Source organism: Ruminococcus flavefaciens (assembly GCF_900116855.1).
Taxonomy (GTDB): Bacteria; Bacillota; Clostridia; order Oscillospirales; family Ruminococcaceae; genus Ruminococcus; species Ruminococcus flavefaciens_R.
The window spans coordinates 196560-223105 of sequence record NZ_UETD01000002.1 but is presented as its reverse complement, the minus strand read 5'-3'; the positions used below and the strand labels follow the sequence as shown (position 1 = coordinate 223105).

Here is a 26546-nt window from a genome sequence, read left to right as displayed (position 1 = left end):
AATCAATATGCGGGACGCAAAGCCCCGCATATTGTCACTGTGATTTAGTCGTTATCAGGTTCGAGAACTGCATAATTACCGTCTGCACGCTTATAAACAACATTTATAAGACCTGTCTCTGCATTGGTGAACATGAAGAACTCGTGATCCAGCATATTCATCTGGAGGATAGCCTCATCGATATCCATGGGTCTCATCTTGAACTTCTTGTGCTTGATTACTTCGTAATCAACAGACTCGGGAACGGGATAAGCGAAAGCCTCCTTGAAAGCTGTATCCTTCAGCTTCTTCTCGACCTTGGTCTTGTTCTTTCTGATCTGTCTGATGATCTTATCGATAGCATCGTCAAGAGCTACATACTTATCTTCAGCTGTACGCTCTGCACGGAAAATAATGCTGTTGTATTTAACAGTAAGCTCAAGAATGATCTGGTTTCTGATCTCGGATATAACGATCTTAGCGTCAGCATCATCGCCAAAGAATTTTCCGAGTCGGGTATCGATCCTTTTCTCAGCGTATTCAGTAAAGTTAGTCGGGATCTGCATTTTTTTTGCTGTGATGGTAGTTTTCATATTAGTCCTCCTTTAAGCTATGTACAAACATAGCATAAGTTTATGGTTATATTATACCATAATATAATAGCTTTTACAAGATATTTTTGTTAAATTCGTTTAAATGCACAAAGAGAAATCTTTTATTTGTTTAAACTGACATCAATTATTGTTTTTTAAATTATCAAGAAGCACCTGTGCTACCTGTTCAGTGGTTAGATATCCGCTGTCCTTGTTCTCAATGAGAATACAGAAGGCGATGGGGAAGGAAGGATCATCTACGAAGCCGACCAGCAGGGAATTCTCATGAGCTCCTTCATCTACCTGAGCAGTACCGCTCTTTACGCCAACATTGTAGCCGACTATGGAATAGCTGTACTTATCTGCACCATTAGTGAGGAGTATCTGTTTTGCGGCAGATGCAGTGCTCTCTGAGAAGAGCTTGTCACTGTATCGTGTTTTTGCTTTGTCTCTGATATGTCCCTTTACATCAGTCACATGGTCGATGAAGTAGGGCATGGTCATTTTGCCTGATTCATTGGCGATAGCGCTCTCCCACATCATGAGCTGCATAGGGCTTACAAGGGTATCACCCTGACCGATACAGCCCCACTGAGTCTTGAACTGGTACTTGTCCTCGAGAGTAGTTGATGCAGTGGCGCACTGTATACCGTCAATTTCATAGAATTGGGGCTCGCCTCCGTTGAGAACATATCCCATTTTTTCGTACTGTTTCATAACTCTGTCGAGAGGCATTTCATCGTCCTCAATGAGCTGTGCAAAGAACGGGTTACAGCTGTTTTCAAAGGCTTCCTGAATATTCTGGGTACCGTGACCGTAAATGTTATGACAGTCGATGCTGTCGCCTGTTCTGTTGATATATTTGCCCGAGCAGTTGTAGCTCTTTGCGTATAGGTTGCTTGAGCCCATTATCTCCAGAGCGGTAATGACAGTTGAGACCTTCTGAGTAGAGCCCGGAACAGTCCCGGACATTGGTTTGGATAAGAGTGTACCGGGGCGGAAGCTTCCTATGTTGTCATAGCCCTTTGTGACGTCAAGTGACGGGATACTTGCGCAAACAAGCATTTCTCCCGTTTTATAGTTATACGCACAAACACAGCCGTCCTGATAACCGAATGCATTGTAGACCGCACGGTTTGCGGCGTGGTCAAGTGTAGTGTAAATGGCAGCCTTTCCGCCGTCTTGGATAAGTCCGTTTGAGAAGCTGTAGTTATTGAGCTTTTCGATATTATTTGCGACGAGAGTATTGTTCATCTGACCAGAGTCGTCACCGATGATATTTCCCACATCGAGGAAATAATTGTCCGGGTAAGAGCCTTCACCCGTACCGTCAAACAGTACATCGCCTGTTCTGTCATAGACGAAGCCAAGCTCATGCTTGTCCGAGTTCATCATATAGAAAGATGATTCATGTACAAGCTTGAAGACGAGCACAGCCATTCCGAGGATAAAAAGGAGTATTACAAGGCTTGTGATCCTTTGTGTTCGTTTTATACTTTTCATTCTTTCCACCTCCATGCCGGCTCGGAGTCTTCCTGTTTCTTCTGTTTATGTTCCTTGAAAACAGGGGACTGACCTGCCATGAGCATACCGATCATAAGACCGCTTACCATCAGAGAGCTTCCTCCCGTGGATATGAAGGGGATAGTTACACCGGTGAAAGGGATAAGGTTGCACGAACCAAAAATATTGAGAGCCATCTGTACAATGAAGGCTGCACAGACGCAGGCAGACATTGTACCGTGAAAATATGAACGTGCAGGGTTAACAAGGGGGATAGCAGTGATTATGATTATGGTCAGCACCATCATGAGTGCGAACATTAGTCCCCATTCCTCACTGATAGTGGCAAATACAATATCATTATCAAACGCGAATACATGGCATAGGAAACCCTTTCCGGGACCTACACCGAACCAGCCTCCGTTAGCGATACCGATAAGTGCCTGTGACTGCTGATAGCCGTCACCTGTTTTGTCGCTCCAGATATCAACGTGGAGTCTGTGCTGAACGTAGTCGGGAGCATACTTCAGACCTATGAGAACGAATACAACAAGTACGGCAATGACTGCAAAAAGCTTTTTCTTGGAGAATTTAGCCTTTGGGTAGCATATCCTGAGCAGAAAACCTACTGCATAAATGCTGAGGAAGGTGGGAAGGCTTCCGTAGTCGTGTGATTTGACCTGCACAAGACAGATAACAGCCATTATGCAGAACAGAGCAATATTCTCGTAGACTACATTGAATATAAGTATCTTGTGCTTTTTCTGCTGGTCTGCGATAGAGGTCGCACAGGCGAGCACGAACAGCGGTTTGATAAACTCAGAGGGCTGTAATGTAAATGAACCGATCTCTATCCACATATTCTCGGCGCTGGTGAATACAAGGGTTATAAGTACCATGACTCCGATAGCACCGTAAATGTACGGCTTTTTGTCCTGAAGCAGCTTATGGTCGCGGCAGAGTATATATCCTGCTTTACAAGCTGCAAGACAGACGATGCAGGTTATGTAGTGTTTTACGTCAAATCCCACCTTGCCAAAGCAGGATTGGAATATGATACTCATCCCCAGCACAAGTATCAGCAGGAAGTCAAGAACGTAGGATATCTGCTTGAAAGCAAGTATCACCACAAAATATGCGATATCGAGAATAATGACAGCCGCCCCCAGAACGGCAATATCACGGGGCTCATCGAATTTACCGTTGAACCAGATATTGCAGAGCATGGCAGAATGTGCGATCAGTACAAAAATACATGAGAAAACATAAGCGATCGGATTAGCGTACACGGCTGTCCCTCCTTTTTCTGAAGAGAAGCCGGCGGTTGCCAAGCTTTATTATATCGTTTTCATGAAGAACAGCTTCGCGGGTAAGCTCACCGTTTACGAAAATACCTGATTTAGAACCTATATCCTTTATAGTCCAGACGCCGTTTACAACAGTGAGCATTGCATGGTATCTTGAGACCGAAAGGTCAGGGAGCCTTATATCAGCTGAGGCGTGTCTGCCGATAAGCACCTCATCACAGCCAAGCTCATAGGACTTGTCCTGCTCGGCAAGCTCCATATCGTTTGATATCTGACGCCAGTTCTTTTTTGTTGACCTTTTCTCGCGGTAAGCTGTTATGATGAGCACAAAGATACATATATCCAGTGCAGCAGCTGCAACAGCACAAAATATGAGATCAAGGGATTCCAAAAAAACACCTCCGTGTAAAAATGCTTTTTATATTATAACATACAAGTAAAAAAATAGCAAGATGCGCGGCATCAAACAGCAATTTATGCCGCAAAACAGCCGTTGATAGCTCACATATAAAAATGTCTGATGAATATTTACGAAAAGAAGCTGCAAAAAAATCCCGAAGATAAGCTCTTCGGGATTTTACATTATCAGTTGAGTTCGGGTTCGGGAGTATCTCCGAATCCAAGAGGAGCGCCTACTTCATCATCTGACAGGACGTCTTCGCTGATCTCACCTTTCATGAGCTTCTCGAAGTCATCACCGTCGATCTTTTCATATTTGAGAAGATACTTGGCGAGGAAATGCATCTTGTCAGCATTTGCTCTGAGGATCTCGACACAGTCGCTGTAAGCCTTCTCAATGATAGAACGAACTTCCTCATCGATCTGAGCAGCAACAGATTCGCTGTAATTCTTGGTATGACCGTAGTCCTTGCCAAGGAAGACCTCATCGTTGTCTGAACCGTAGGTAACTGTACCGAGCTTTGAAGAGAAGCCGTATTTTGTTACCATGTTTCTTGCAGTAGCAGTAGCTCTCTCGATATCATTTGAAGCACCTGTGCAGATATCATCGAGGAATATCTCCTCAGCACAGCGACCACCCAACAGAGAGATTATGCGCTCACGCATCTGATTGCGCGAAACGTGCTGATCATCAGTATCGGGGCGATAAATTGTAAGACCTGCTGCCATACCTCTCTGGATTATAGTAACCTGATGAACTTTATCCTGTGTGGGGAGGTTATAGGAAGCAACGGCGTGACCTGCTTCGTGATAAGCAGTAACCTTTCTGTCGTGCTCTGTTACTATCCTTGATTTCTTTTCGGGACCTGCGATTACCTTGAGAGTTGCTTCCTCGATATCAGCCTCTGTGATAGCGCGGCGTTCATTTCTTGCTGCAAGGAGCGCAGCTTCATTGAGTACGTTTTCAAGGTCAGCACCTGTGAAGCCCTGAGTTGTTCTTGCGATACGCTTGATATCAACATCGGGACCAAGGGGCTTGTTCTTTGCGTGGACTCTCAGAATCTCCTCACGGCCCTTTACATCGGGATAGCCGACAACGATCTGTCTGTCAAATCTACCGGGTCTGAGGAGGGCAGGGTCGAGGATATCACGTCTGTTTGTAGCAGCGATAACGATAACGCTTTCGTTGCCGGTAAAACCGTCCATTTCAACGAGGAGCTGGTTAAGTGTCTGTTCACGTTCATCGTGTCCGCCGCCGAGACCTGCGCCTCTGTGACGTCCGACAGCATCGATCTCATCGATGAAAATTATGGCAGGGGCGTGCTTCTTAGCCTGTTCAAAGAGGTCTCTTACTCTCGATGCACCGACTCCGACGAACATTTCAACGAAGTCTGAACCCGAGATAGGGAAGAACGGACAGCCTGCCTCACCTGCAACTGCACGGGCGAGAAGGGTCTTACCTGTTCCGGGAGGGCCGAGAAGGAGAACACCCTTTGGCACCTTAGCACCCAGCTCAGTGTATTTTTTAGGATTTTTGAGGTAGTCAACTATCTCAACGAGCTCCTGCTTTTCCTCATCGGCACCGGCAACGTCCTTGAAGGTAGCCTTTCTTGCACTTGCACCGTTTTTGAGGTTTGCTTTGCCGAATGTAGTATACTTGCCGCCGCCGCCGCTCTGCTTCATCATAAAGTAGAGGATAGCGATTCCGAGGATTATAGTCAGCAGAACAGGGATAAGAGAATAGAGCCATGTTCTGTCAGTGATCTTGATATAATCCTGAACAAGGGGAGCGTCCGGGTTTGCCTTGTTATACTCCTGACGATAGTTTTCAGTATCTTCGAGGAAGATATTAACGTTAGGAACGGTATAATGCTTTTCCGCATCATCTCCCTGAAGCTTGTAGGTGAGGTCTCCCGTACCCAGATCAAGAGTGTACTCAGAGACCTTTTTTTGGTCGAAATAGCTGATAACTGTTGTGTATTCAGTTTTTTCAGCGTCAGCATTCAGTCTTGAACTTATAAATACGAGACAGAATACTGCGATCACGATAAGCAGCAGGTAGGTGATCAGACCTTTGCTTTTCTTTGGTGTCAAATTATCCTCTCCATTCTTTATGATCGTATAAATGAAATTTTCAGAAATCCCGTTGTATTATCATCGGGAGCTGTTCTGTCAGCTATACCAAGCCTTTCAGCGAGAATAGTCCCTTCTTCATCTTCAATAAAGAGAAGCCCGTTACGTTTATCGGACGGGATATTTTCATTGATAAGCTTTTTCACGGAAGAAGTAAAGCTTCTTCCTTTAAGTCTTATTTTGTCGCCGTACTTTCTTGTACGCACAATAAGCCTTCCTCTTATTTTATCATAATCAATAAGATAAAATGTGGATTTTTTGTGAACAGTTTCAATTTTCTTCAAATTATCACATTCTAACAATTCGCATCTGACAGTGCAATTGTCACATATTATGTTATCACCAAGCTCCAGAGCCTGTTCCACAACTATTTCCGCAGGGGCATCAATGACCTGAAGACTTAGTGAACCTCCTTCGCCCACAAGGTAGGTTTTTCCTGAAATATTGAGCTTCCCGCCGCCTGCGAGGATGGTATCGGCTTCCTCCAGTCTCTGATGGGAGTAGGGAAGGCTGTTTTCGGAAAGCAGACGGGAGATACAGCGCTTTCTGATAACAGCGGGATAGCCGTTCAGACCAATAAGTGCATTTTTCTTCCTGCATTCAGCCATTGCACGGTCAGTATCGGCTTCGATAAGAGCATTTTCCTCTCTGACAGTATTTATACTGTTAACAGAGGTAGCTATAACAGAGCTGTTGATCTCCTCCAGCATAGGGATTATCTTATGTCTGATCTTGTTGCGGGTGTAGTCATTGGAGAGATTGGTACTGTCCGTAACATAGTTCTGTCCAGATATTCTGAGAAATTCTTCTATCTCAGCACGAGTGACGGTAAGAAGCGGCCTTATGATATTCCCACGGATGCATGGGATCCCTGCAAGCCCCTTTATACCCGTTCCACGGCAAAGATTAAGGATGACAGTTTCAAGATTATCATTGGCATTGTGAGCAGTGGCAAGCTTTTTGCCCTCGGAGCACTTTGAAAACTCATCATAGCGCATTATCCTTGCTGTCTCCTCCGTGGACTTCTGCCATATATCGGATTGTCGGATAACATCACATCTTACAGCAGTAAAAGCTATATCAAGCCTTTTGCACAAATCGCGGCAGAATTCTTCGTCCCTGTCGCTCTCGTCGCCCCTTATGCAGTGGTTGACATGGAGCGCTTCAACTTTTATGCCAAGCTTTTCTCTCAGCTGATACAGTGACAGAAGCAGGGCAACGCTGTCAGCGCCTCCCGACAGTCCGCAGACAACAGTGTCACCGCAGGTGAGCATATTATTTTCACATATAAACTTGTAAACCTTGGTTAACATGATCAGACGTTTTCGGGAGGAGTTTCGTAATCAGGATTTGAAAATCTTGTATACTGACCGTCCCAGATGAGTTCGACAGTACCCGTTTCACCGTGACGGTTCTTTGCCACGATACATTCCGAGATATTCTGCCTTTGGCTTTCCTTATTATAATAAGCCTCTCGGTAGAGGAAAAGTACGATATCAGCGTCCTGCTCGATAGAACCTGATTCACGCAGGTCGGAGAGCATGGGACGCTTATCTGTTCTGCTTTCAACAGCACGGGAGAGCTGAGAGAGAAGGATAACGGGGACATTCAGTTCCTTTGCCATGACTTTCAGCTGACGTGTGATCTCACTGATAACGGTAACACGGTTATCCGAGCGTGAGGTAGACTCCATGAGCTGGAGGTAGTCAATGATGACAAGACCGAGATTTTTTGTTCGTCTCAGCTTTGCTTTCATCTGCTGAACTGTCATGCTTGCCGTATCGTCGATATAGAGGGGGAGGGAGCTGAGGTATCCGGCACTTGTAGCAAGCTTTACCCAGTCATCTCCTGATATTCTTCCGTTTCTGAGGGTATTTGACTCAACGAGAGCCTCTGTGGAGAGTATTCTCGTAGCCAGCTGCTCCTTTGACATTTCCAGGTTAAAGGTTACGACTTCTTTTTCAGCGCGTCTTGCTACGTTCGTAGCGATATTCATGGCAAAGGAGGTCTTTCCCATACCCGGTCGGGCAGCTATGATTATCAGATCCGACTTGTTAAGACCAGATGTGATGGAGTCGAGAAGAGTGAAGCCCGTTCTTGCACCCACATACTTGTCCTTATCGGGACCTGATATTTTTCCGAGTCTGTCATAAGCCTCGGCGATCGCCTCAGAGAGGGGAACAAGACCGCGTACATCGCGTCCCTGTCTGATATCGTAAATCTTCTGCTCGGCAGAGTCCAGAAGAAGCTGGGCATTCTGCTCGCCGGACTGCACTTCTTCGAGAATTGTCCTCGCAACGTAGCTGAGACTCCTCAGGAAGTACTTATCTGCAACGATCTTGCAGTAGCTCTCGATATTCGCAGTGGAGGGGAGCATATTGCCTATCTCGGCAAGATAACGTCTTCCCTCGGCAGGGCTTTCAAATATATGCTGCTTTTCAGCTTCGTTGAGCACCGTAACTATATCAACGGGGAGGCTCATGGAGTTCATTTGCAGCATAATGGAGTACAGTGCCTTGTGCTGATCATTATAGAAATACTCGGGCTTAATGAGCTCGAGTACGTCGGAGAGCACTGAAGGATCAGCGATTATGGCTCCTAAAACGGACTGCTCCGCCTCGATACTGTGCGGCAGTTCGCGGGCGGAGAGCAGGATATCATTTTCATCCATATTATTCACCGATCAGCCTTCGATAACTTCCACATCAATTGTCTCGGAGATACCGTTGTACAGCTTGATAGTAGCAGTATACGAGCCGAAGTTCTTGATATCAGTGCTGAGAGAGACCTTCTTCTTGTCAACGGTCACGCCGACCTGCTCAGCGATGGCATCTGCAACGTTGGCGCCTGTAACAGAGCCGAAAAGCTTGCCGTTTGAACCGGCTTTAGCCTTTATGTTGATCTTCTTGCCCTTGAGCTTTGCAGCAGCATCCTTGGCATTCTGGATGTCAACATCGATCTTGTGCTGTGCGGAAGCCTGTGCTCCTTCCAGCTTGTTCATATTCTCGGGAGTAGCCTCAACAGCAAGTCCCTTGGGGAGGAGCATATTGCGGGCGTATCCATCTGCAACGTTCTTTAATTCGCCCTTTTTGCCTGAGCCTTTAACGTCCTTTAAGAAAATTACCTTCATATTTATTCCGACCTTTCATTGATTATTGTTCCGAAGCGTTCTTGCGGCAGTCGTCGATGGCGTAGATCAGAGCCTTTACTGCGTCCTCTACGGTAGTTCCTTCGAGTTGAGTAGCCGCCATAGTCTGATGACCTCCGCCGCCAAGCTGTTCCATAATGACCTGAACATTGAGAGCGCCGAGAGATCTTGCGGATATATTTACTGTGCTTCCTGTCTTGTATATGACAAAGGAAGCATCAACATCTGTTATGCCGAGAAGCTCGTCGGCAGCCTGAGGTGCCACAAGCCTTATGTCGTCTGATTTGAAATCAGCAGCTGCGATAGCGCAGTTGTTATGTATCTTTGCAGAAGCGACGATCTGTGTCTTTCTTCTGTAAGAGTCGATGGAGTTTGAGAAAAGAAGCTTTACTGCAACTGTGTCTGCACCCATTTTCTTCAGATATGCTGCGGCTTCAAAGGTCCTTACACCGGTTCTCATGACGAAGTTCTTGGTGTCAAGCATTATACCTGCCAACAGAGCGTCAGCGTGACAGCTTGCGATCTTTTCGTCAGAGCTGTAATTGAAATACTGGATTATCTCGGTCACCATTTCCGAAGCCAATGAAGCGTAGGGTTCATGGTGGAAAATGACAGCGTCATCGATGAAGTTCACGGTCTTTCTGTGGTGGTCGATAACGACAACAGAATGAGCCTTTTCGTAGAGAGCACGGCTCTCTACATAGTCCTTATTATGTGTGTCAACAATGATGAGCATATCATTCGGACCGATAAGTTCTTCTGCTTCCGCCGGATTGATAAACAGTCCGTAATTTGTCTCCTCATCGACGATATCGATAAGATTTGACGCCAGGTTTTTTGAGCGGTCAACAGCTATATAAGCCTGTTTGCCAAGTATTTTCAGTGCTCCTGCCAGTCCGCAGGCAGCTCCTACAGAGTCCAGATCGCCGAAGCGGTGTCCCATAAGAAAAACTCTTTCCGAACTCATTATAAGGTCCTGCATGGCGTTTGCAATTATCCTTGTCTTTGATCTTGAGCGCTTTTCAACGCCCTTGGAAACTCCGCCAAAGAACCGATAACCGTTATCGGTCTTGATAACAGCCTGATCTCCGCCGCGTCCGAGAGCCATATCAAGGCACTGCCTTGCGATATTCTCGCTTTCTGACAGAGATGAAGCACCCTGACCGACACCTATTGAAAAGGTTAAGGGATATTTCCCTGCGATCTTGATATTTCTTGCGGCGTCCAGTATCTTGAACCTGCCGTCAATAATAGCGTTTAAGTGACGATTTTCGATTATTGCGAAGAACGTATTGGAGGAGGTCTTTTTGATGAAGCCGTTTGTCTTGCTCATGAAGTTTTCGATGAGCTTTTCAGTCTCCACCGAGGTCTGAGCCTTTTCGCTCTCCTTGGCGTTCTGCATTATATCGTCGTAGTTGTCGATGGTTATCACCACAACGTTGGGGTGGGATTCGTCCATGTTCTTCTTTATGGCGTAGTAATTGGTATCGTCATGGAAGTAGAGAACGAGGAATGACATATCATTTTTGTCGAACTGTTCAGCTGTAACATCATAGATACTTCCATTTATGGGACATATAGCCCTTCCGTTGGACTTCAGCGACTCTATATCGATTTTGACAAAGCCTTCAAAGTCGTGACCGTAGACGTCCTGACCGAGACCGATCTTTTCGGCGAATATCTGATTGTACCAGACAAACTGCCTGTGCTCGTCGATAACGGCAACAGGAGCGGGGAGAGAATTCATGAATTCTGCGGCAGAGCTTTCAAGATGCTTGTTCATTTTCGAGATATGCCGCATTGAGTTCCTTGAATAAATGATAGTGTAAATGATGCAGATAAAAATGATAACGGCAGATGCCAGAAACAGCCAGTCGACAGTGCGGTCGGTGCGGCCGATCAGCAGGTATGATGTGATCATTGTACCAAGCGCAAGCAGGTGCAGGATCATCAGAACTGCCGGGAATTTCTTTTTCACCTTTAAGCTCCTTTCGGACAGATCATGTCTCCATGATAATAGGAAGTATCATAGGGCTGCGCTTTGTTTTCTGGTAAATATAGTCTGAGAGAGCGTCGCGGAGCTTACCCTTGAGGGAATTCCACTCCCTGAGCTCACTTGCAGAGCAGTTGGCAAGAGTATCCGAAAGAAGACTGCGAGCCTCTACCATAAGCTCCTCGGATTCTCTTACATAAACAAAGCCTCTTGATATGATATCGGGACCTGCAACGATCTCGTTGGTGCTTTTTTCTATGCCGATGACGATAATGATAAGACCGTCCTGAGCCAGATGCTTTCTGTCTCTGAGAACGATAGAACCGACATCACCGACGCCAAGGCCGTCCACAAGCACTCTGCCTGCAGGCACCTGTGAAACGACTTTCATGGTATTACCGTCTGTCTCGATAACATTGCCTATCTCTGCGATGATGATATTCTCTCTGGGCATGCCCATCTGGAGAGCAAGATCAGCGTGCTTTTTCAGATGCTTGTACTCACCGTGGACGGGAATGAAGAACTTGGGTCTGGTCAGACACTGCATGAGTTTCAGCTCCTCCTGGCAGGCGTGACCCGAAACGTGTACTTCGTACATAGCCTCATATACGACCTCTGCTCCCGACTTCATAAGCTCGTTTACAACTCTTGTAACGAACTTCTCATTGCCGGGGATAGGCGTAGCGGAGATGATGATGAAGTCCATGGGAGTAATATTGACTTTCTTGTGGTCGTTCATAGCCATTCTGGTCAGAGCAGACATAGGCTCCCCCTGACTTCCCGTAGTTATGAGAACTATCCTTTCGCTCTCATAGCGGTTCATCATCTCGATATCAATGATAATACCGTCGGGAACATCGAGATAGCCCAGTTCAATGGCAGTATTGATAACATTTATCATGCTTCTTCCGAATACAGCGACCTTACGGCCGTATCTTACGGCACAGTTGATGATCTGCTGAACACGGTGAATATTTGAGGAGAAGGTAGCAATGATGATGCGCTTTCCCTCTCCCTTCTGGAAGAGCTTGTCAAAGGAGTCGCCTACGGTTCTCTCGGAATGAGTATATCCGGGACGCTCAGCATTGGTGGAGTCTGCCATAAGTGCGAGGACACCGCGGCTTCCCAGCTCGCCGAAACGTGCAAGGTCGATTATCTTGCCGTCGATAGGCGAGAAGTCCACCTTGAAGTCTCCCGTATGGACGATAACACCTGCGGGAGTATGGATAGCCATACCTACCGAATCGGGGATGGAGTGGTTGACCTTGATGAATTCAACAGCCATGCAACCCATTTTTACGGTCTTTTTAGGCTCAACGATATTAAGGTTGACCTTGCCGTAGAGTCCCTGCTCCTTCAGCTTGCCTTCGATAAGACCAATAGTGAGTCTTGTGGCATAAACAGGAACATTGATTTTTTTGAGTAGGTATGCAAGACCGCCGATATGATCCTCATGTCCGTGGGTGATAACGATACCTCTTATCTTGTCCTGATTTCGTTCAACATATGTGAAATCGGGGATAACGATGTCAACACCCGGCATATCCGCATCGGGGAAAGCAAGACCGCAGTCGAGTATGAACATATCGTTTGAGCACTCGAAAACAGTCATATTCTTACCGATCTCATTAAGACCGCCCAGAGGTATTATCCTTACGGGAGTCTTCTTGATCTCCTTTGGCTGCCTTGTGCGTGTCTTAGGCTTTGTTGAAGCTGATTTTTCGCTTTTTGCCGCAGTTTCCTTAACTGCCTTTTCCTTTACAGTTTTCTCCTTCGGAGCGGCTGTTCTCTTTCTGTAAGTTCTTTTAGGTGCGTCGGAAGCAGTCTTCTTCACCTTTGGAGTTTTTTCTTTTTCGTTCACTATATGACCTCACTTTCAAAAATCACAAGACCTCCGCATGAACGACGCAGAAGTCTGAAAAGTTATGTAAAAATGTTCCGGAACGGCAGATCATGATGATCATTACTTTCAAAAAGGCGATAAAAAGACTGACCACACAGAAAACAGGTGAACGTACAAGCTCTTTTGATGAGCAAAACCTGCATAAAGCATATGTGATCCTGAAAATATATGTTTCCGAAACCGTTTGGACCGTCTATCGCCCGGCGGTCCTATATCTTAATGACGATCGTCCTCGTCATAAAAGCCGTAATAATTTTATATAAAAATACTCATTGTTTATTCGCATCAGAGCATAATTATTCACACTATAATTATACAAAAACAGGAGCATAATGTCAATAGCAAAAGTGGCTGAAATAAACATTTGGCATTATCAATAAATTTTTATCATTGTTTTAAATAATTGTGGCTGCCGGCTATATGGAACTACTTCATTTATTGGCAATTTGCGGCGATTTATTCATTTTTGACCTTCTTAACGAGTAAAAGCAGTCCTATAATGTTCGGTATCAGCATAGCACCGTTGAAAATATCCGATAAGGTCCAGAGGAAAGTGCTTTTAAAAACAGCGCCCGAAGAAGCGATAAGTGCGTATATAAATGCAAAACTCTCCGTATAATGTCCGTTGGTAATATACTTGAAAGCTGTTTCACCGCAGCAGTACCAGCCTATTACGGTACAAAATGCATAGACTGACAGTATAACGGCAAGCAGCGGTCCTGTGTATCTGCCTGTGACAGCTTCAAATGCTGCGTATATGTTTTTTTCAGCACCACTGCATAACAGTGTGAACGCTGTCAGGGTACAGCACAGTATTGTGTCAATGAATACCTCCAGCATACTGCTCATGCCCTGCACCTGTGCCGAACGGCTGTTTTCAGCTGAGCTGTGCAGCAGAGGGGAGCTGCCGAGCCCTGCCTCGTTAGAAAAAATACCCCTTCGCAGACCTGCTGAAATGGCAGCGGAAACAGTATATCCTGTTGTGCCTCCCACAACCTGTCTGATACCGAATGCACTGCGGAATATATCAGTCAATGCTTCGGGCAGCCTTTCAAAGTTACGCATGATGACAATAACGCATAGTGTCGTATAAATCACCGATACTGTCGGCAGCAGAAGCTGTGCTGCGCTGCCCACTCTTGAAGCTCCGCCATTTACTGTAATGAAAATCATCGTGAACAGTACTGCTGAGAGAATGAACGGGCTGACAGTGAAGAAGCTTTTTATACTGTCGCTCATGCTGCTTATCTGTACCATTCCTCCCATGCCGAATGAAGCAAAGACACAGAAAACAGCAAAGAAAGCTGCAAGCAGTCTGCTGCCGATACCCTTTTCAAGATAAGCCATAGGTCCTTTCAAGGAACTGTCACTGTAAGATGCCGAGAGACTGTTTTCGGCATAAACTATTGCCATGCCGAGAAATGCTGATACCCACATCCAGAAAACAGCACCTGCTCCGCCGATGGAAAGTGCGGATGCCACTCCGGTTATATTGCCCGTGCCCATAGCAGCACCGAGTGAAAGACACGAAGTTTTCAGCTGCGGACGGATATCTTTGCCGCTTCTGAGCTTACGGATCATGTACGGGAACATTCTGAACTGTATGAACTTCAGTCTGAAAGTATATACGATACCTGTTATCAAAAGCAGACATACAGTAGGCGTTCCCCAGATAAGAGCGTTTATCTTTTCCGCCATAGTTACACTCTTTCCGCGATTTTATCGCAATAAAGTTTACAATTTGTTTTTAAAATATGTTTTACATTAAATACTATTTGTGATATAATAAAAATATACTGCGAAAGGGGGCGGAAAATGAAGCAATATTATCCTGACAGGCATTGTCTTACGACAATGAGACTGATCATAACTGCAGCGGTCGTAATTATACTGTGGGCTGTCAGATATTTTATACCTATCGAGAAAATAGTGATGCTCAGTATCGTTGTTGTCATCAGTATTGCCTGTTTCGAGATGTTTGTACACCTTCCGATGTTTTTCAATTCCATCAGCTATTCCGCCACCGAGACAGAAGTAACGAAAAGCAGCGGTGTCTTTATAAAAGTACACCAGTCTGTCCGCTATTCGTCTATCCAGTACACCACAAGGATATCCAGTCCGCTTTCACAGTATACGGGCTTCAACTTTATTATCTTCTTCGTATACGGGGGACAGCTCAGGCTGCTGTTTCTGAAGCGCTCCGACGCTGACGAGATAATAAGGCTTTCCGGAAGCATCAGCGTAAAGGAGGATTGAGATGTATTTTGAACATCCTCTGAAAATACTGAAGTATTCCGCCAAAAACATCTGGCTCCTTATTTTTCCTTTGCTGCGCGGTATCTATACCTACCACTTTGACAAGAACTGGTTCTACAGCTGGGCAAAGGGCGCATGGTTCGATATAGCCGTACTTGGAGCCATTATTATTTTTGGCTTTGTAAGATGGTTCTTCTCAAGGATATATTTCACCGATGAGGAACTTGTCCATCGTGATGGTGTTTTTTTAAGGATACACACATATATCCCGTTTAGGAATATAAGCTCGGTGACGGTGGAGCGTCCTATATATATGGCTCCGCTCAGAGCCATGAGGTTCAGATGCGATACAAGAGCAGGTATATTCAAAACAGTTGATCTGAAGCTCCTTGTAAGCGATAAGACACGTCGGCACATTATGGAACATATGCTGGATATTGATGCAAAAGAAAAGATAGAAGGGATACCGCAGCCTAATGTATGGTCGATACTTATGTTTTCTATTTTCTTTTCAAGCGGCTTTTCGGGAACCGTTTATCTTGCTACGTTCTTCTTCAAAGGCGGAGACATTGCCTATAACATCATAAGCCGTTCACTCAATATCATAACTATCGAGACCGCGAAGATAACGGAAAAGCTGGTATTAAAGATACCTACTGCTGCGATTTTTATAGGTGTATTTTTTATTGCTTCGTGGTTCCTGTCATTTCTTGTGAACCTTTTCAGATATGGCAGATTTACCATTGAGTGTGACAAGAGCTGCATGAAGGTCAGATACGGTATACTTGACCGGAAGGAATATCGTATCAAGAATTCACATATTAATTATACAGACCTTCGTCAGAATCTTATAATGAAACTGTTCGGAGCTGTTGCTGTCAACATAAGCTGTGCAGGTTACGGCTCATCAAAGAACAGACTTCCCGTATTACTCCCCGTTAAGCATGAAAAGAAGCTGGGAAAAAACCTTCAGGTCATAGGAATATACAGCGGCATCAAGAATGATTACAGTGCCCAGCCTGCGGGTATCGGTTCATACCTGCTGATACCTCTTATAATCGCAGCACTTATAATCCCGTCCCATGACTGGGTAGCGAGACTGTTTCCGCGTTTTGCGGAGCTGTCCTTCTTCGTTGCTGTCATGCTGGAGATACCTGCGGTCTGGTTTATCATCGTCAAGTTCGTTGCACTTCTTACAAGCGGAGTTGCACTTTACGATGACAAGATAATGATACGCTGTTCTGCATGGACAAGATTTCATAAAGTTGTTTCCGAGAGGGATAAGATAGTTAAGATGGAGCTGGAGCAGAACCTTCTTCAGGCTCTCAGCGGAAGATGTGCAATGAGTATATGGTTTGAGGGCGAGGAGCACAGACGCTTCAAGATAAAGGCTATGAAGGCTTCCGATGTTCGGAAGATAGCCGACATACTCGGTTATGAGCTCGCGGAAAAAGTCAAAGCTTGACTTTTTTTCGGAAAAATGGTATCATATTCAAGTGAGCAGACTATGCGGTAGCGGAAACGATATAGTTTACGAGGAAAGTCCGGGCATCACAGAGCAGGGTAGCTGCTAACGGCAGCCGAGGGCGACCTTAGGGCAAGTGCAACAGAGATATACTGCCGCTTATACGGCGGTGATGGTGGAAAGGCGAGGTAAGAGCTCACCAGAGCGCTGGAGACAGTGTTGCTATGTAAACCCTATCTGATGCAACGTCTATTGGTGCCTGTTATCTCAACGTCGGCTCGGCGGATAACAGGTAATGACGGCTTCAGCTTATCGGCGACGGTAAGCGTAGATAAATTACCGCACACGACAGAACCCGGCTTATCGGTCTGGTCATAAAAAAAGAGAGCTTATGCTCTCTTTTTTGTTTTATGTATCAGTCTCTCCACATTTTTCTGTATGAAAAGCAGGTGAGGTTCTCGGTCTTTTTGAACTGCCTTGCGAAATAGCTCTGGTCGTTGAAGCCGCAGAGATGGGATATCTCCTCCACGGACTTATCCGAAAAACGCAGCAGCTTTTTTCCGTAGTTTATACGGGCTGTGATTATATGCTGGAATATGGTCTTACCGTATATCCTTTTGTATTCGCGTGTAAGATAGTACTTGCTGATGTAAAACTCCGAGGACAGCTTTTCGAGAGAAAGGTCCTCATTGAAATGGTCATCTATGTAGTTATGTACAGCCGCCAGCTTCTGCTTCAAAGCGGAATCGTACTGCTGTGCGGTATTGTTAACGGTAAGGGAAAGGGTAAGCAGGTCAACTATGAGCTTTGAGGTAGTTATCTCCGCGTCGGGAAGCTTTCTGTCGTTAATGTCGATTATATCCGATATGGCAGAAACGACCTTATCGAAAAAAGGGGGGCGGAACACGTTTTTTGACTGTGATATGAAGTAGTCGTAGTACTGCTGTGAGGTGCTGCCGTTGAAGTGTACCCACATAAGCTCCCAAGGGTCATTGGCGGAGCTTTTGTAGAAGTGGGATATACGGCAGTCAAGGAAGAAGCAGTCACCTTTGCCTAGAGGATAGGTTTCGTTGCCGATGGTGACTTCGCCTCTGCCGCTGATGACTGCGGCGATAAGGAAAGAGTCAAGATTATGTCTCTGAGTTGCAGCTGCATCCTCAGTCTTGAGACACCCCGTTTCCTGTATATAGAAAAAGGTATTTTTAGCGGCAGGACTTGGCGTACAGATAAGACGTCTTGAAAGCTTGTTCCTGAATCCGCTGGAACCGTGTATATCCATAGTATACTCCTTGATCAGAATATTTTCATAAGCATAAGCAGCACAGCCGCTGCAGCTGCACCGATGATAAGAAGCTTTTTTCTGCTTACTTTGCGAGAGCGCCCTTCTTGGGAGCTGCCCGATGCTTTAGTGTACAGCCGTTCAGCCTCAAGATGAGAGACCATATCGGGGACCACTGTGATATTTGGTCTGAGATAGAAAACCGCTCGTTCAAAATATATACTTTCGGGATCGTTTATCTCGACGATCCTTTTATTCACGCCTTTTAGCATAGTACCTCCGTAAAGCTTGTTTACGGAAAGCATTGGCAGAAAGAAAGGTGTTTATTCACTCTGAGTGTCAAGATTTCTTATGTAGTGGAAAAGGTACTGCTGGGCGATACCGCCTTTATCTGCTGCGAAAGCGGGGAAGCCGTCGGGATAGTATTCGGCAAGAACACGTTTTATCCACACATCCTTGGGAAATGCTTCAACGCGGTACATACCGAAAAGAAGCACGCATTCTGCTACCTTGGGACCTACTCCCTTGATCTGTTTCAGTGCAGCACGAGCCTCGTCAATGGGCATAGAAGCTATCTCATCAAGCTTTGCAATTCCGTTATACACCTTATCGGAAGCATCCGTGATATACTTTGCGCGGAATCCGCTTCTGAGGTAAGCCAGAGAGTCCTCATTTTCCTGTGAGAGCTGCTCGGCGTTGGGGAATTTACCATGATAGTGCTCGCAGAGCCTGTCAATAATGCCCTTTATGCGAGGTATATTATTATTCTGGGAAATAATAAAGGAAATAAGGCACTCCCAGCTGTCTTGTCGGAGCAGGCGTATGCCGCCTGCAAAGTTTACAGCCTTTGCAAGCGTCTCATCCTCTGAAAAGCAGCGCTTCAGCTCGGAGTAGTCGGTCTCAAAGTCAAAATAATTTATCCATTTGGATATAAAGTCGTTCTCATCTGTGTCATGGAAAATAAAGCTTCCCTTGTCGGTCTGGGAGACTTTCAGCTTATCATTCAGGAATGCTCCTTCGTATGTCGAGATGTAGTCCGAGGGGATCTTTTTCCAGCGGAATGCCTGACCGCAGTCGAGAGTCTCGTCAAGATCCAGGTCGGGTTCAAAAACTATAATATCATTTCCCTGAACACGATAATCCATAATCTTACTCCTTTTCTGAAAATATTTGATCTGAATGAGGGTTTGCACTTGATTTTTCTATTAAATTATACTAAAATATAATAGTAAATACAAGAGCAAGGAATGATTTTTTTGAAAAAATTCATATCTTTTACAATAGCTGTGCTTTCTTTGGGGCTGTTTTTGTGCGGATGTGCGTCAAAGAACGGTTCAGATGACGGCAGTAAGACCGAGGCAACAAGTCAGCCTTTTACTGAAAGACAGGTAGACACGGCTGAGGGTACGTTCATCTTTGATAATGCCGGACTTCTCAGCGCCGATGATCTGAAAGCCTGCAACGACTATGCAGGCTGGCTGTATTCCTACAAGCTGATAAATACCGCAGTTGTCACCACAAACGATCTTGGCGGCAAGTCTCCGTCGGATTTCGCCCTTGAACAATATAACAAGATATATGAGGGGAAGGGAAGCGGTCTGCTTGTTGTTATCAATAACGATACCAATGAGGACAGCATCTGGAGGACGGGTTCATGTCTGTCGGATATAAGTCAGACTTCAGAGGACAACGCTGTGTACTGGGCGACCAAGGAGATAGTCGGCGGAAGCTACAGACGCGGTATAATGAGACTTCTCCAGCTTGGTGAGCTTTGTACTGATCATGTTGTCGATAATACTCAGGTATTCAGCTATGATGTTATGACATCACTTGATAAAGCGCTTGCATCCTGCAAGAGTGACATAACTCTTCTTGCTTCGCGCAACGGCTCGTCCATATCAAATGAGGATGTGCTGAAGAGCTATTACAAGCGCAAATACAAGAACGGGGAAGGAATAATGCTAATGGCTGATACTAATACAAAGACCATGATAGCATATTCTGAAGAAAAAACTTCTGCAAAGTTCAATCAGGCTTTGATAGAGGCAAATAAGTTGACAGCCAAGAACGACTATTTCGGTGCAGTCAACAAAATTGTTGAATCACTTGACGGGAAAACAGCTTCTGTGGAAAAGACGGAATAAATCCATATCAAGGAGTTGATAATTATGCCGCCTATAGGTGGACCAAGAGGAATGGGCTACCTCACGGAAGAAGAAAAGAAGAACCGCCCGAAGGTTACCAAGGAGCTGCTTAAAAGGATATTCTCATATCTGAAGCCCTACTGGAAGCAGATGATAATAGTTCTTACAGCTATCATCATATCATCTACTCTTAACCTGCTGCCGTCGGTTCTGACAGGTAAGATAATCGACGAGGGACTTATCGGACGCAGCCTTAAAAAACTCATTTTGTTCATTGTTCTCTCTTTGTGTGTGACTCTTGGAGCCAATCTTATAGGAGTTCTCGAGAGCTATATGAACACATGGATAGCTCAGCATATCACATATGATATGCGTAATAAGATGTACGCACATCTTCAGAAGATGTCCCAGAGGTTCTTTACCTCAAACAATCAGGGAGACATCATCACAAGAATGACCAGTGACATTTCGGGTGTTCAGCAGATAATCACCAATACTCTCACAAGTATCCTTTCAAACTCCATAACCCTTATCGTAGCGATGATAGTAATGTTCAGGCAGAACTGGATACTTGCCATTGTGGGAATACTTGTGGTGCCGTTGTTTGCGATACCGACCAGAAGCGCCGGAAAGACGAGATGGTCCATAACCAAGGAGTCACAGGCTTGCAGCGACGAGATAAACGGCATTCTCAATGAGACTATGTCCGTCAGCGGTCAGCTTCTCGTGAAGCTCTTCGGTATGGAGCAGACCGAATACGAAAAATACGAAAAAGTCAATCATAAGATGATAAAGCTGAATATCCGCGAGGGCATGGCAGGACGCTGGTTCAGAGTTGCGCTTACCACCTTTTCCAGTATCGGACCTATGCTCATATACCTTGCGGGCGGAATACTTATGATGAAGTTCGATTCAAGCCTTACAGTCGGCGATATCACCGTTCTCGTTGCACTTCTCGGCAAGATGTACGGACCCGTAAATCAGCTCCTCAACATTCAGGTGGACTGGATACGTTCAATGGCGATGTTCACTCGAATCTTTGAGTACTTTGATATGCCTGTTGAGATAGAGAATGCTCCCGATGCCATAACTCCCGAAATGGCTCCCGAGGGCGAGGTGGAGTTCAGAAACGTAGGCTTTTACTATGATAAAGATAGACAGATACTTAAGGATATAAACTTCAGACTGGACAGCGGAAAGTGTATCGCTGTTGTCGGTCCATCGGGCTCGGGCAAGAGTACTCTTGTAAACCTTATCCCAAGACTCTATGATGTCACAGCTGGTACTGTTCTTTTCGATGGCACAGATGTAAGAAAGCTTGATCTTGCGTACCTGAGAAAGCATATAGGTATCGTCAGTCAGGAGACCTATCTTTTCAACGGCACAATACGCGAGAATCTGCTCTATGCAAAGCCTGACGCTACGGAGCAGGAGCTTATAGAAGCCTGCAAACAGGCGAATATCTATGAGTTCATAGAAAAGCAGGAAACAGGACTTGACACTGTTGTGGGCAACAGAGGTCTGAAGCTTTCCGGCGGTGAAAAGCAGAGGATATCCATTGCGAGAGTGCTGCTGAAAGATCCTGCCCTTATGATATTTGACGAAGCAACATCGGCACTTGACTCTATCTCCGAGCAGAAGATACAGGATGCCATTGAGCCGCTTATATCCTCACGAACCAGTATACTTATCGCACACCGCTTATCGACGATACTTGCAGCTGATGAGATACTTGTCATCAAGGACGGCGTTATTTCCGAGCGCGGTACTCACAGTGAGCTTGTGAATAAGGGCGGAGTTTACTCCGAGCTTTACAAAACACAGTTCAGCAAAGCCGAGAGCGGCACGGAACGCTTTGAATACACAGAAGGTGAGGACTGAAAATAAGATACAGACAGAAAGGAAGGATAACCATATGGATGAAAAGGAATTCTACATGGAGGCATTTGATAATCTGCCTGCCCTTGCAGACAACAGCGAATCGGTAAAGGAGACATTTTCTCATGTTTTCTACGATTTTCTGCAGCTGTCTCATCTGTATGATTCGGCTATAGAAGTCGTAAAAACGTATTTAAACATACTTGATAATGAGTTCAGCGTAAAATTCCAGCGCAATCCCATACACAATATAGAGAGCAGGCTGAAGTCACCGCAGTCCATTATAGGTAAGCTTCAGAAGAAAGGGCTTCCGCTCTCAACTGAGGCAGCAAGGAAAAATCTCCTCGATCTTGCAGGGATTCGCGTTACCTGCTACTATATCAGCGATATCTACGCTATCGTGGAGATGCTTGGCAGGCGTGATGATTTCATGGTGATAAAGCGCAAGGACTACATAAAAACTCCAAAGCCCAGCGGTTACAGAAGCTACCACATGATACTGAATGTTCCTGTGTATCTCTCCACCCACAAGGAGTACGCTCCCGTGGAGATACAGATCAGGACCATTGCTATGGACTTCTGGGCAAGTCTTGAGCATCAGCTGAAGTATAAGACCTCAGCTGCGCTTACTCCCGAGATATCTGAGGAGCTGAGGCAGTGTGCAGAGCGTATTGCAGAGACAGATATGCAGATGCAGCGCATCTATATGCAGATAAATGATATGGAATAATAAAAAGCTCACCTTAACCGTGGTGCTTATATAGCAGGTTATGCGTAATTATCGGGGACAAACCTTTCTGAGGAAAGGTTCTCCTCTGACGGAGGCGCGCCCCTCTGTCACTGCGTGACATCTCCCCGCACTGCGGGGAGTCACCCCGAGCCCCTTTTCCAAAGACTTTATAACTGAATTTAGCCCCGACAGGGCGCTCTCAGTATTATTACTGATTTTCACATTTTGTGAGGCGCGCTCTGTCGGGGCTAAATTTAATGCTGAAAGTTTTAGGAAAGGAGTTTGAGGAAGAACCCTTTTTCAAAAGGGTTTTCCTCAATATCACCTATAAAACTGCTGTACGAGTATCACGGTTATGGTGAGCTTTTTCGTCAAAATCTGTCCTTAACACTATTGTTTTACAAAAAAATACCCGTTCACATTCAGCTTCCGTGATGCTATAATAATGATACGGAACAAAAAGCAGAACAGAAAGGAGAGTAAAAATGTTCGGGATTGTAAAAAGAATTAAACATGAGGTGATAGACAGGACGCTGTATATGGAGATATTCGGTGATAATAAGGTCGCGTATCGTGTGCTAAGCGGCAGGATGTCTGTCTTCGGGGACGAAGTCATTACATACGGAATAGAGGTTCTCGATCACAGGAGCGGAGAAAAGGAGTGTATTCCTGATTTCTCCCGAAACATAGAGGATGCAGTATGCTTTGCGGAATCTCTTATCAACGAAAAGAGCCGTCCGCGCCAGCTATACAGCAAAGCACTTGATTTCTTGCGTGTTTATATTTGATAACAAAATATTTTTGATTCAGCGGTTGCATTTTCCGAAATAGTATGATATAATGTTAACTTGAAACGGCAGATAAGCCGTAAATCGAAAGGAGAGGTCGAATATGGCAGAGTTAAAATATGAGATAACCGAGAAAATAGGTGTACTGTCTGAAAATGCAAAGGGCTGGACAAAGGAGCTGAACATGGTCAGCTGGAACGAGCATGAGCCTAAGTATGATATCAGAGAGTGGTCACCCGATCATTCAAGAATGGGCAAGGGCGTTACCCTTTCAGCAGATGAGCTTGCAGAGCTCAAGGAGCTCCTCGCAGGCATCGATCTTGACTCATTTGAATAAAAAATCAAGGCAGCTCAATGAGCTGCCTCTTTCTTATTTAATAATAGCTTTAGCTCCGAAGTAGATCAGGACAAGTATTCCCAGAACTATTCGATACCAGCCGAACACCTTGAAGTCATGCTTTTTGATGTAATCCATGAGGAATTTGATAACAACTACGGAAACAAGGAAAGCCACGACCATTCCTGTGATAAGGACCGCGAGCTCGCTGCCTGTGAAGTCGAAGCCGAACTTTACGAGCTTCAGCAGGCTTGCTCCAAACATAACAGGGATAGCCAGGTAGAATGTGAATTCAGCGGCAACAGTTCTCGATACACCTATAAGGAGTGCGCCGACGATAGTTGCGCCTGAACGTGAAGTTCCGGGGAAGATAGCAGCAATAAGCTGGAATACTCCGATAATGAAAGCAGTGTTGAAGCCAAGTTCAGCAATGGTAGTTATCTTGGGCTTCTTGCCTTTGTTCCAGTTTTCGATGATGATGAACGCAATTCCGAAAACGATAAGCGCAACAGCGACAGTCCATGGATTATAGAGGTGTTCGTCTATCCAGTCATCAAGAAGAAGTCCGATAACAGCCGCAGGCAGACAGGCTACAAGCACCTTGAACCACATCACAAAGATATCAGTCTTTATCATCTTGCCGAAGGGCGTCTTGTTGAGAGGATGGGCATTGCCTTTTCTACCGAATGGCCAGAGCTTTTTCCAGAAAATGACAACAACAGCCATTATGGCGCCGAGCTGTATGACAACATCGAACATTTCCTTGAATTCATCCGACTTGTCGAGATTCAGGAATTCCTCCACAAGGATAAGATGTCCCGTACTGCTGATGGGGAGCCATTCTGTAACTCCTTCAACGATGCCGAGTATTATAGTTTTGATTATCTCCCAGATCATATATTATATAGTTCCTTTCCGTTAAAATACAAAGTCAATTATAACACATTTACAAATGTATGTCAATTGTCAGAGTCATGATTTCTCATTAGCTTGAATTTCCTTTTTGATATAGTAAGTACTCCTGCGTTCTTCAACCTTGTGATCTCTCGCTGGAGAGCACTTCTGTTGACACAGAGGTAGTCTGAAAGAGCAGTTGTCGAGAACGGTATCTGAGGACTTTTTCCTTCGGGAGTCTTTTCCTCGATTATCCTGAGACAGCTTATGAGCTTATCCTCTATGGAGCGTTGACTGAGCACTTCTATGCGCTCGTTGAGCGATATTGCCTTTTCCGACATGAGGTCGAGCAGGTTTTCAACCACCTTTGAGTGACACTGGCAGGCGTTTTCACATCTTTTTGTAATTTCAGAACGTCTCACGAACATTATATCACAGTCTGTCTCAGCCATTATCTCGATGCCGCTTCTCTGTGAAGCTGTAAATGTAAAATAAACACCGAAAACGCTCTGTTCATCAAGGGATTCCATTATGGAGCGGACGCCGTTCACATCGTACCTTACCATTACAGCTGTACCGCTTAAAACGATACCGAGCTTGTCGGGATTATCAGAATAGTCCATTATTCTGCTGCCCGATTTGAATTTCCTTATATCAGCGTTAAAGCAGCTTATCATCCTGCGGCAGTCATTCTGGTCTATGCCTTTAAATAATACGTTATCTTCCGGTAACATAAAAATATCCTCCGTTGTTGCATATGCAACAGATTTTTCTTTTTCTTTATGATACAATATATTCAGACAAAAGTCAATACTATTCTAAACGGAGGTCATTACAATGAATGTAAATGTTATAGGCGAACAGCTTTCTCAGGATGAGATCGACGCATACATCGATTACGGCAGAAAAAAGTACAGCGATAGGGAAATTATCGGTATGACTGTAAAGGCTGACGGCGACTACGTTGATCTTCGGTACGATTTTGCAAAGGATATCCCTTTTGACAGGATAAGAAGGATAACAGGATATCTGGTTGGTACTCTTGACCGCTTCAATAACGGCAAGCGTGCTGAAGAACACGACAGAGTAAAGCATTCAGTATGATAGTCCTTGTGCACGAAAGGGCATAGCCCCTTTCGTCAGGACTCAATTATAATCAAAACAATGGAGGTATACTATTATGAAGAAATATGTCTGTCCCGTATGCGGTTACGTTCACGAAGGAGATGCTCCCCCTGAGAAGTGCCCTCAGTGCGGCGTACCCGGATCTAAGTTTATAGAGAAGGAAGCAGGCGAGAAGCTTGTATTTGCCTGCGAGCATGAGCTTGGCGTTGCTAAGGCAGTAACTGACCCCGAGATCATCGAGGGACTCCGTTCTAACTTCACAGGTGAATGTACAGAGGTAGGTATGTATCTCGCAATGGCAAGAGTTGCTTACCGTGAGGGCTATGCTGAGATCGGTGCTTACTGGGAAAAGGCTGCATTTGAGGAAGCAGAGCACGCTGCAAAGTTTGCTGAGCTTCTAGGTGAAGTTCTCTCATCATCCACAAAGGAAAACCTCGAAAAGAGAGTTGCCGCAGAGCACGGTGCTACCGAGGGTAAGTTGAAGCTTGCCAAGAGAGCTAAGGAGCTCAACCTTGACGCTATCCACGACACAGTTCACGAGATGGCAAGAGACGAAGCTCGTCACGGCAAGGCTTTTGAGGGACTCCTCAAGAGATACTTCGGTTAATTTTTACAAACGTAACTGGCGGGGCAGAAGCCTCGTCAGTTTTTTTATACGTATAATTATTAATTTTTTGTGTAAATAATACTAA

At 45.2% G+C, this 26546-nt stretch carries 25 protein-coding genes and 1 other RNA gene; 10 read left to right on the top strand and 16 right to left on the bottom strand.

Annotated features, from left to right (window positions below; genetic code table 11):
* Positions 1–44: 44 nt before the first annotated feature.
* The 11 genes from hpf to DSZ37_RS01075 all read right to left on the bottom strand — a co-directional run bounded on the left by hpf (position 45) and on the right by DSZ37_RS01075 (position 14656).
* Positions 45–572, bottom strand: a complete 528-nt coding sequence (hpf, locus tag DSZ37_RS01130; RefSeq protein ID WP_109725134.1) for a ribosome hibernation-promoting factor, HPF/YfiA family — start codon at positions 570–572, stop codon at positions 45–47.
* A gap of 141 nt (positions 573–713) precedes the next feature.
* Positions 714–2075 carry a penicillin-binding transpeptidase domain-containing protein gene (locus DSZ37_RS01125; RefSeq protein WP_109725133.1) on the bottom strand — a complete coding sequence of 454 codons (1362 nt, stop codon included), beginning with the start codon at positions 2073–2075 and terminating at the stop codon, positions 714–716.
* The gene (locus tag DSZ37_RS01120) at positions 2072–3364 is read right to left on the bottom strand and encodes an FtsW/RodA/SpoVE family cell cycle protein (protein ID WP_109725132.1); all 1293 of its coding nucleotides are present in this window, start codon (positions 3362–3364) and stop codon (positions 2072–2074) included. The genes DSZ37_RS01125 and DSZ37_RS01120 overlap by 4 nt, the downstream gene beginning before the upstream one ends.
* Positions 3354–3773 (bottom strand): FHA domain-containing protein, encoded by a 420-nt coding sequence (locus DSZ37_RS01115; RefSeq protein ID WP_109725131.1) that lies wholly within the window; start codon positions 3771–3773, stop codon positions 3354–3356. Before DSZ37_RS01115 ends, DSZ37_RS01120 begins: the two co-directional genes overlap by 11 nt.
* A gap of 194 nt (positions 3774–3967) precedes the next feature.
* A complete protein-coding gene (ftsH, locus tag DSZ37_RS01110) occupies positions 3968–5875 on the bottom strand; it encodes an ATP-dependent zinc metalloprotease FtsH (RefSeq protein ID WP_109725130.1) in 1908 nt (635 codons plus the stop codon).
* A 17-nt stretch (positions 5876–5892) separates the two neighbouring features.
* Positions 5893–7227 (bottom strand): tRNA lysidine(34) synthetase TilS, encoded by a 1335-nt coding sequence (tilS, locus tag DSZ37_RS01105; RefSeq protein WP_109725129.1) that lies wholly within the window; start codon positions 7225–7227, stop codon positions 5893–5895.
* Positions 7228–7229: 2 nt separating this feature from the next.
* The gene (gene dnaB / locus DSZ37_RS01100) at positions 7230–8585 is read right to left on the bottom strand and encodes a replicative DNA helicase (RefSeq protein ID WP_109725128.1); all 1356 of its coding nucleotides are present in this window, start codon (positions 8583–8585) and stop codon (positions 7230–7232) included.
* Positions 8586–8597: 12 nt separating this feature from the next.
* A complete protein-coding gene (gene rplI / locus DSZ37_RS01095; RefSeq protein ID WP_109725127.1) occupies positions 8598–9044 on the bottom strand; it encodes a 50S ribosomal protein L9 in 447 nt (148 codons plus the stop codon).
* A 22-nt stretch (positions 9045–9066) separates the two neighbouring features.
* Positions 9067–11040: a DHH family phosphoesterase gene (locus DSZ37_RS01090; RefSeq protein ID WP_109725126.1), complete on the bottom strand. Its 1974-nt coding sequence runs from the start codon at positions 11038–11040 to the stop codon at positions 9067–9069.
* A gap of 22 nt (positions 11041–11062) precedes the next feature.
* Positions 11063–12919 carry an RNase J family beta-CASP ribonuclease gene (locus DSZ37_RS01085; RefSeq protein WP_431768062.1) on the bottom strand — a complete coding sequence of 619 codons (1857 nt, stop codon included), beginning with the start codon at positions 12917–12919 and terminating at the stop codon, positions 11063–11065.
* 495 nt (positions 12920–13414) lie between these two features.
* The gene (locus tag DSZ37_RS01075; protein WP_109725124.1) at positions 13415–14656 is read right to left on the bottom strand and encodes an alanine/glycine:cation symporter family protein; all 1242 of its coding nucleotides are present in this window, start codon (positions 14654–14656) and stop codon (positions 13415–13417) included.
* 117 nt (positions 14657–14773) lie between these two features.
* On the opposite strand from DSZ37_RS01075, the gene DSZ37_RS01070 reads away from it, so the two are divergent.
* The 3 genes from DSZ37_RS01070 (at position 14774) to rnpB (ending at position 17058) form a co-directional block, all read left to right on the top strand.
* Positions 14774–15214 (top strand): PH domain-containing protein, encoded by a 441-nt coding sequence (locus DSZ37_RS01070; RefSeq protein ID WP_109725123.1) that lies wholly within the window; start codon positions 14774–14776, stop codon positions 15212–15214.
* 1 nt (position 15215) lies between these two features.
* Complete coding sequence (locus DSZ37_RS01065; protein ID WP_109725122.1) at positions 15216–16679, top strand: PH domain-containing protein; 1464 nt, start codon at positions 15216–15218, stop codon at positions 16677–16679.
* A gap of 32 nt (positions 16680–16711) precedes the next feature.
* An RNA gene (gene rnpB, locus DSZ37_RS01060) (RNase P RNA component class A) lies at positions 16712–17058 on the top strand.
* Between the two features lie 36 nt (positions 17059–17094).
* Here rnpB and DSZ37_RS01055 read toward each other — a convergent pair.
* Genes DSZ37_RS01055 through DSZ37_RS01045 form a run of 3 tightly spaced genes read right to left on the bottom strand, consistent with a single transcriptional unit; the run spans position 17095 to position 19103 of the window.
* Positions 17095–17958, bottom strand: coding sequence for an AraC family transcriptional regulator (locus DSZ37_RS01055; RefSeq protein ID WP_109725121.1), 864 nt, complete (start codon positions 17956–17958; stop codon positions 17095–17097).
* A 14-nt stretch (positions 17959–17972) separates the two neighbouring features.
* The gene (locus DSZ37_RS01050) at positions 17973–18230 is read right to left on the bottom strand and encodes a hypothetical protein (RefSeq protein ID WP_109725120.1); all 258 of its coding nucleotides are present in this window, start codon (positions 18228–18230) and stop codon (positions 17973–17975) included.
* 51 nt (positions 18231–18281) lie between these two features.
* Positions 18282–19103 (bottom strand): DNA-3-methyladenine glycosylase family protein, encoded by an 822-nt coding sequence (locus tag DSZ37_RS01045; protein ID WP_109725119.1) that lies wholly within the window; start codon positions 19101–19103, stop codon positions 18282–18284.
* Between the two features lie 111 nt (positions 19104–19214).
* Between DSZ37_RS01045 and DSZ37_RS01040 the strand changes: the two genes are divergently transcribed.
* The 5 genes from DSZ37_RS01040 to DSZ37_RS01020 all read left to right on the top strand — a co-directional run bounded on the left by DSZ37_RS01040 (position 19215) and on the right by DSZ37_RS01020 (position 23835).
* Complete coding sequence (locus tag DSZ37_RS01040) at positions 19215–20102, top strand: TPM domain-containing protein (RefSeq protein WP_181380190.1); 888 nt, start codon at positions 19215–19217, stop codon at positions 20100–20102.
* A 24-nt stretch (positions 20103–20126) separates the two neighbouring features.
* The gene (locus DSZ37_RS01035; RefSeq protein ID WP_109725117.1) at positions 20127–21983 is read left to right on the top strand and encodes an ABC transporter ATP-binding protein; all 1857 of its coding nucleotides are present in this window, start codon (positions 20127–20129) and stop codon (positions 21981–21983) included.
* A 34-nt stretch (positions 21984–22017) separates the two neighbouring features.
* Positions 22018–22710, top strand: a complete 693-nt coding sequence (locus tag DSZ37_RS01030) for a GTP pyrophosphokinase (RefSeq protein WP_109725116.1) — start codon at positions 22018–22020, stop codon at positions 22708–22710.
* Between the two features lie 485 nt (positions 22711–23195).
* Positions 23196–23498, top strand: coding sequence for a hypothetical protein (locus DSZ37_RS01025; RefSeq protein ID WP_109725115.1), 303 nt, complete (start codon positions 23196–23198; stop codon positions 23496–23498).
* 103 nt (positions 23499–23601) lie between these two features.
* Positions 23602–23835: a YdbC family protein gene (locus tag DSZ37_RS01020; RefSeq protein WP_037298838.1), complete on the top strand. Its 234-nt coding sequence runs from the start codon at positions 23602–23604 to the stop codon at positions 23833–23835.
* A 33-nt stretch (positions 23836–23868) separates the two neighbouring features.
* Here the strand turns inward: DSZ37_RS01020 and DSZ37_RS01015 are convergent, their stop codons facing one another.
* A complete protein-coding gene (locus tag DSZ37_RS01015; RefSeq protein WP_109725114.1) occupies positions 23869–24732 on the bottom strand; it encodes an undecaprenyl-diphosphate phosphatase in 864 nt (287 codons plus the stop codon).
* Positions 24733–24794: 62 nt separating this feature from the next.
* A complete protein-coding gene (locus DSZ37_RS01010; protein WP_109725113.1) occupies positions 24795–25463 on the bottom strand; it encodes a Crp/Fnr family transcriptional regulator in 669 nt (222 codons plus the stop codon).
* A gap of 103 nt (positions 25464–25566) precedes the next feature.
* On the opposite strand from DSZ37_RS01010, the gene nrdD reads away from it, so the two are divergent.
* Together nrdD and DSZ37_RS01000 are read left to right on the top strand one after the other, a co-directional pair.
* Positions 25567–25833 carry an anaerobic ribonucleoside-triphosphate reductase gene (gene nrdD, locus DSZ37_RS01005; protein ID WP_109725112.1) on the top strand — a complete coding sequence of 89 codons (267 nt, stop codon included), beginning with the start codon at positions 25567–25569 and terminating at the stop codon, positions 25831–25833.
* 76 nt (positions 25834–25909) lie between these two features.
* The gene (locus DSZ37_RS01000; protein WP_109725111.1) at positions 25910–26461 is read left to right on the top strand and encodes an NADH peroxidase; all 552 of its coding nucleotides are present in this window, start codon (positions 25910–25912) and stop codon (positions 26459–26461) included.
* Positions 26462–26546: the final 85 nt, after the last annotated feature.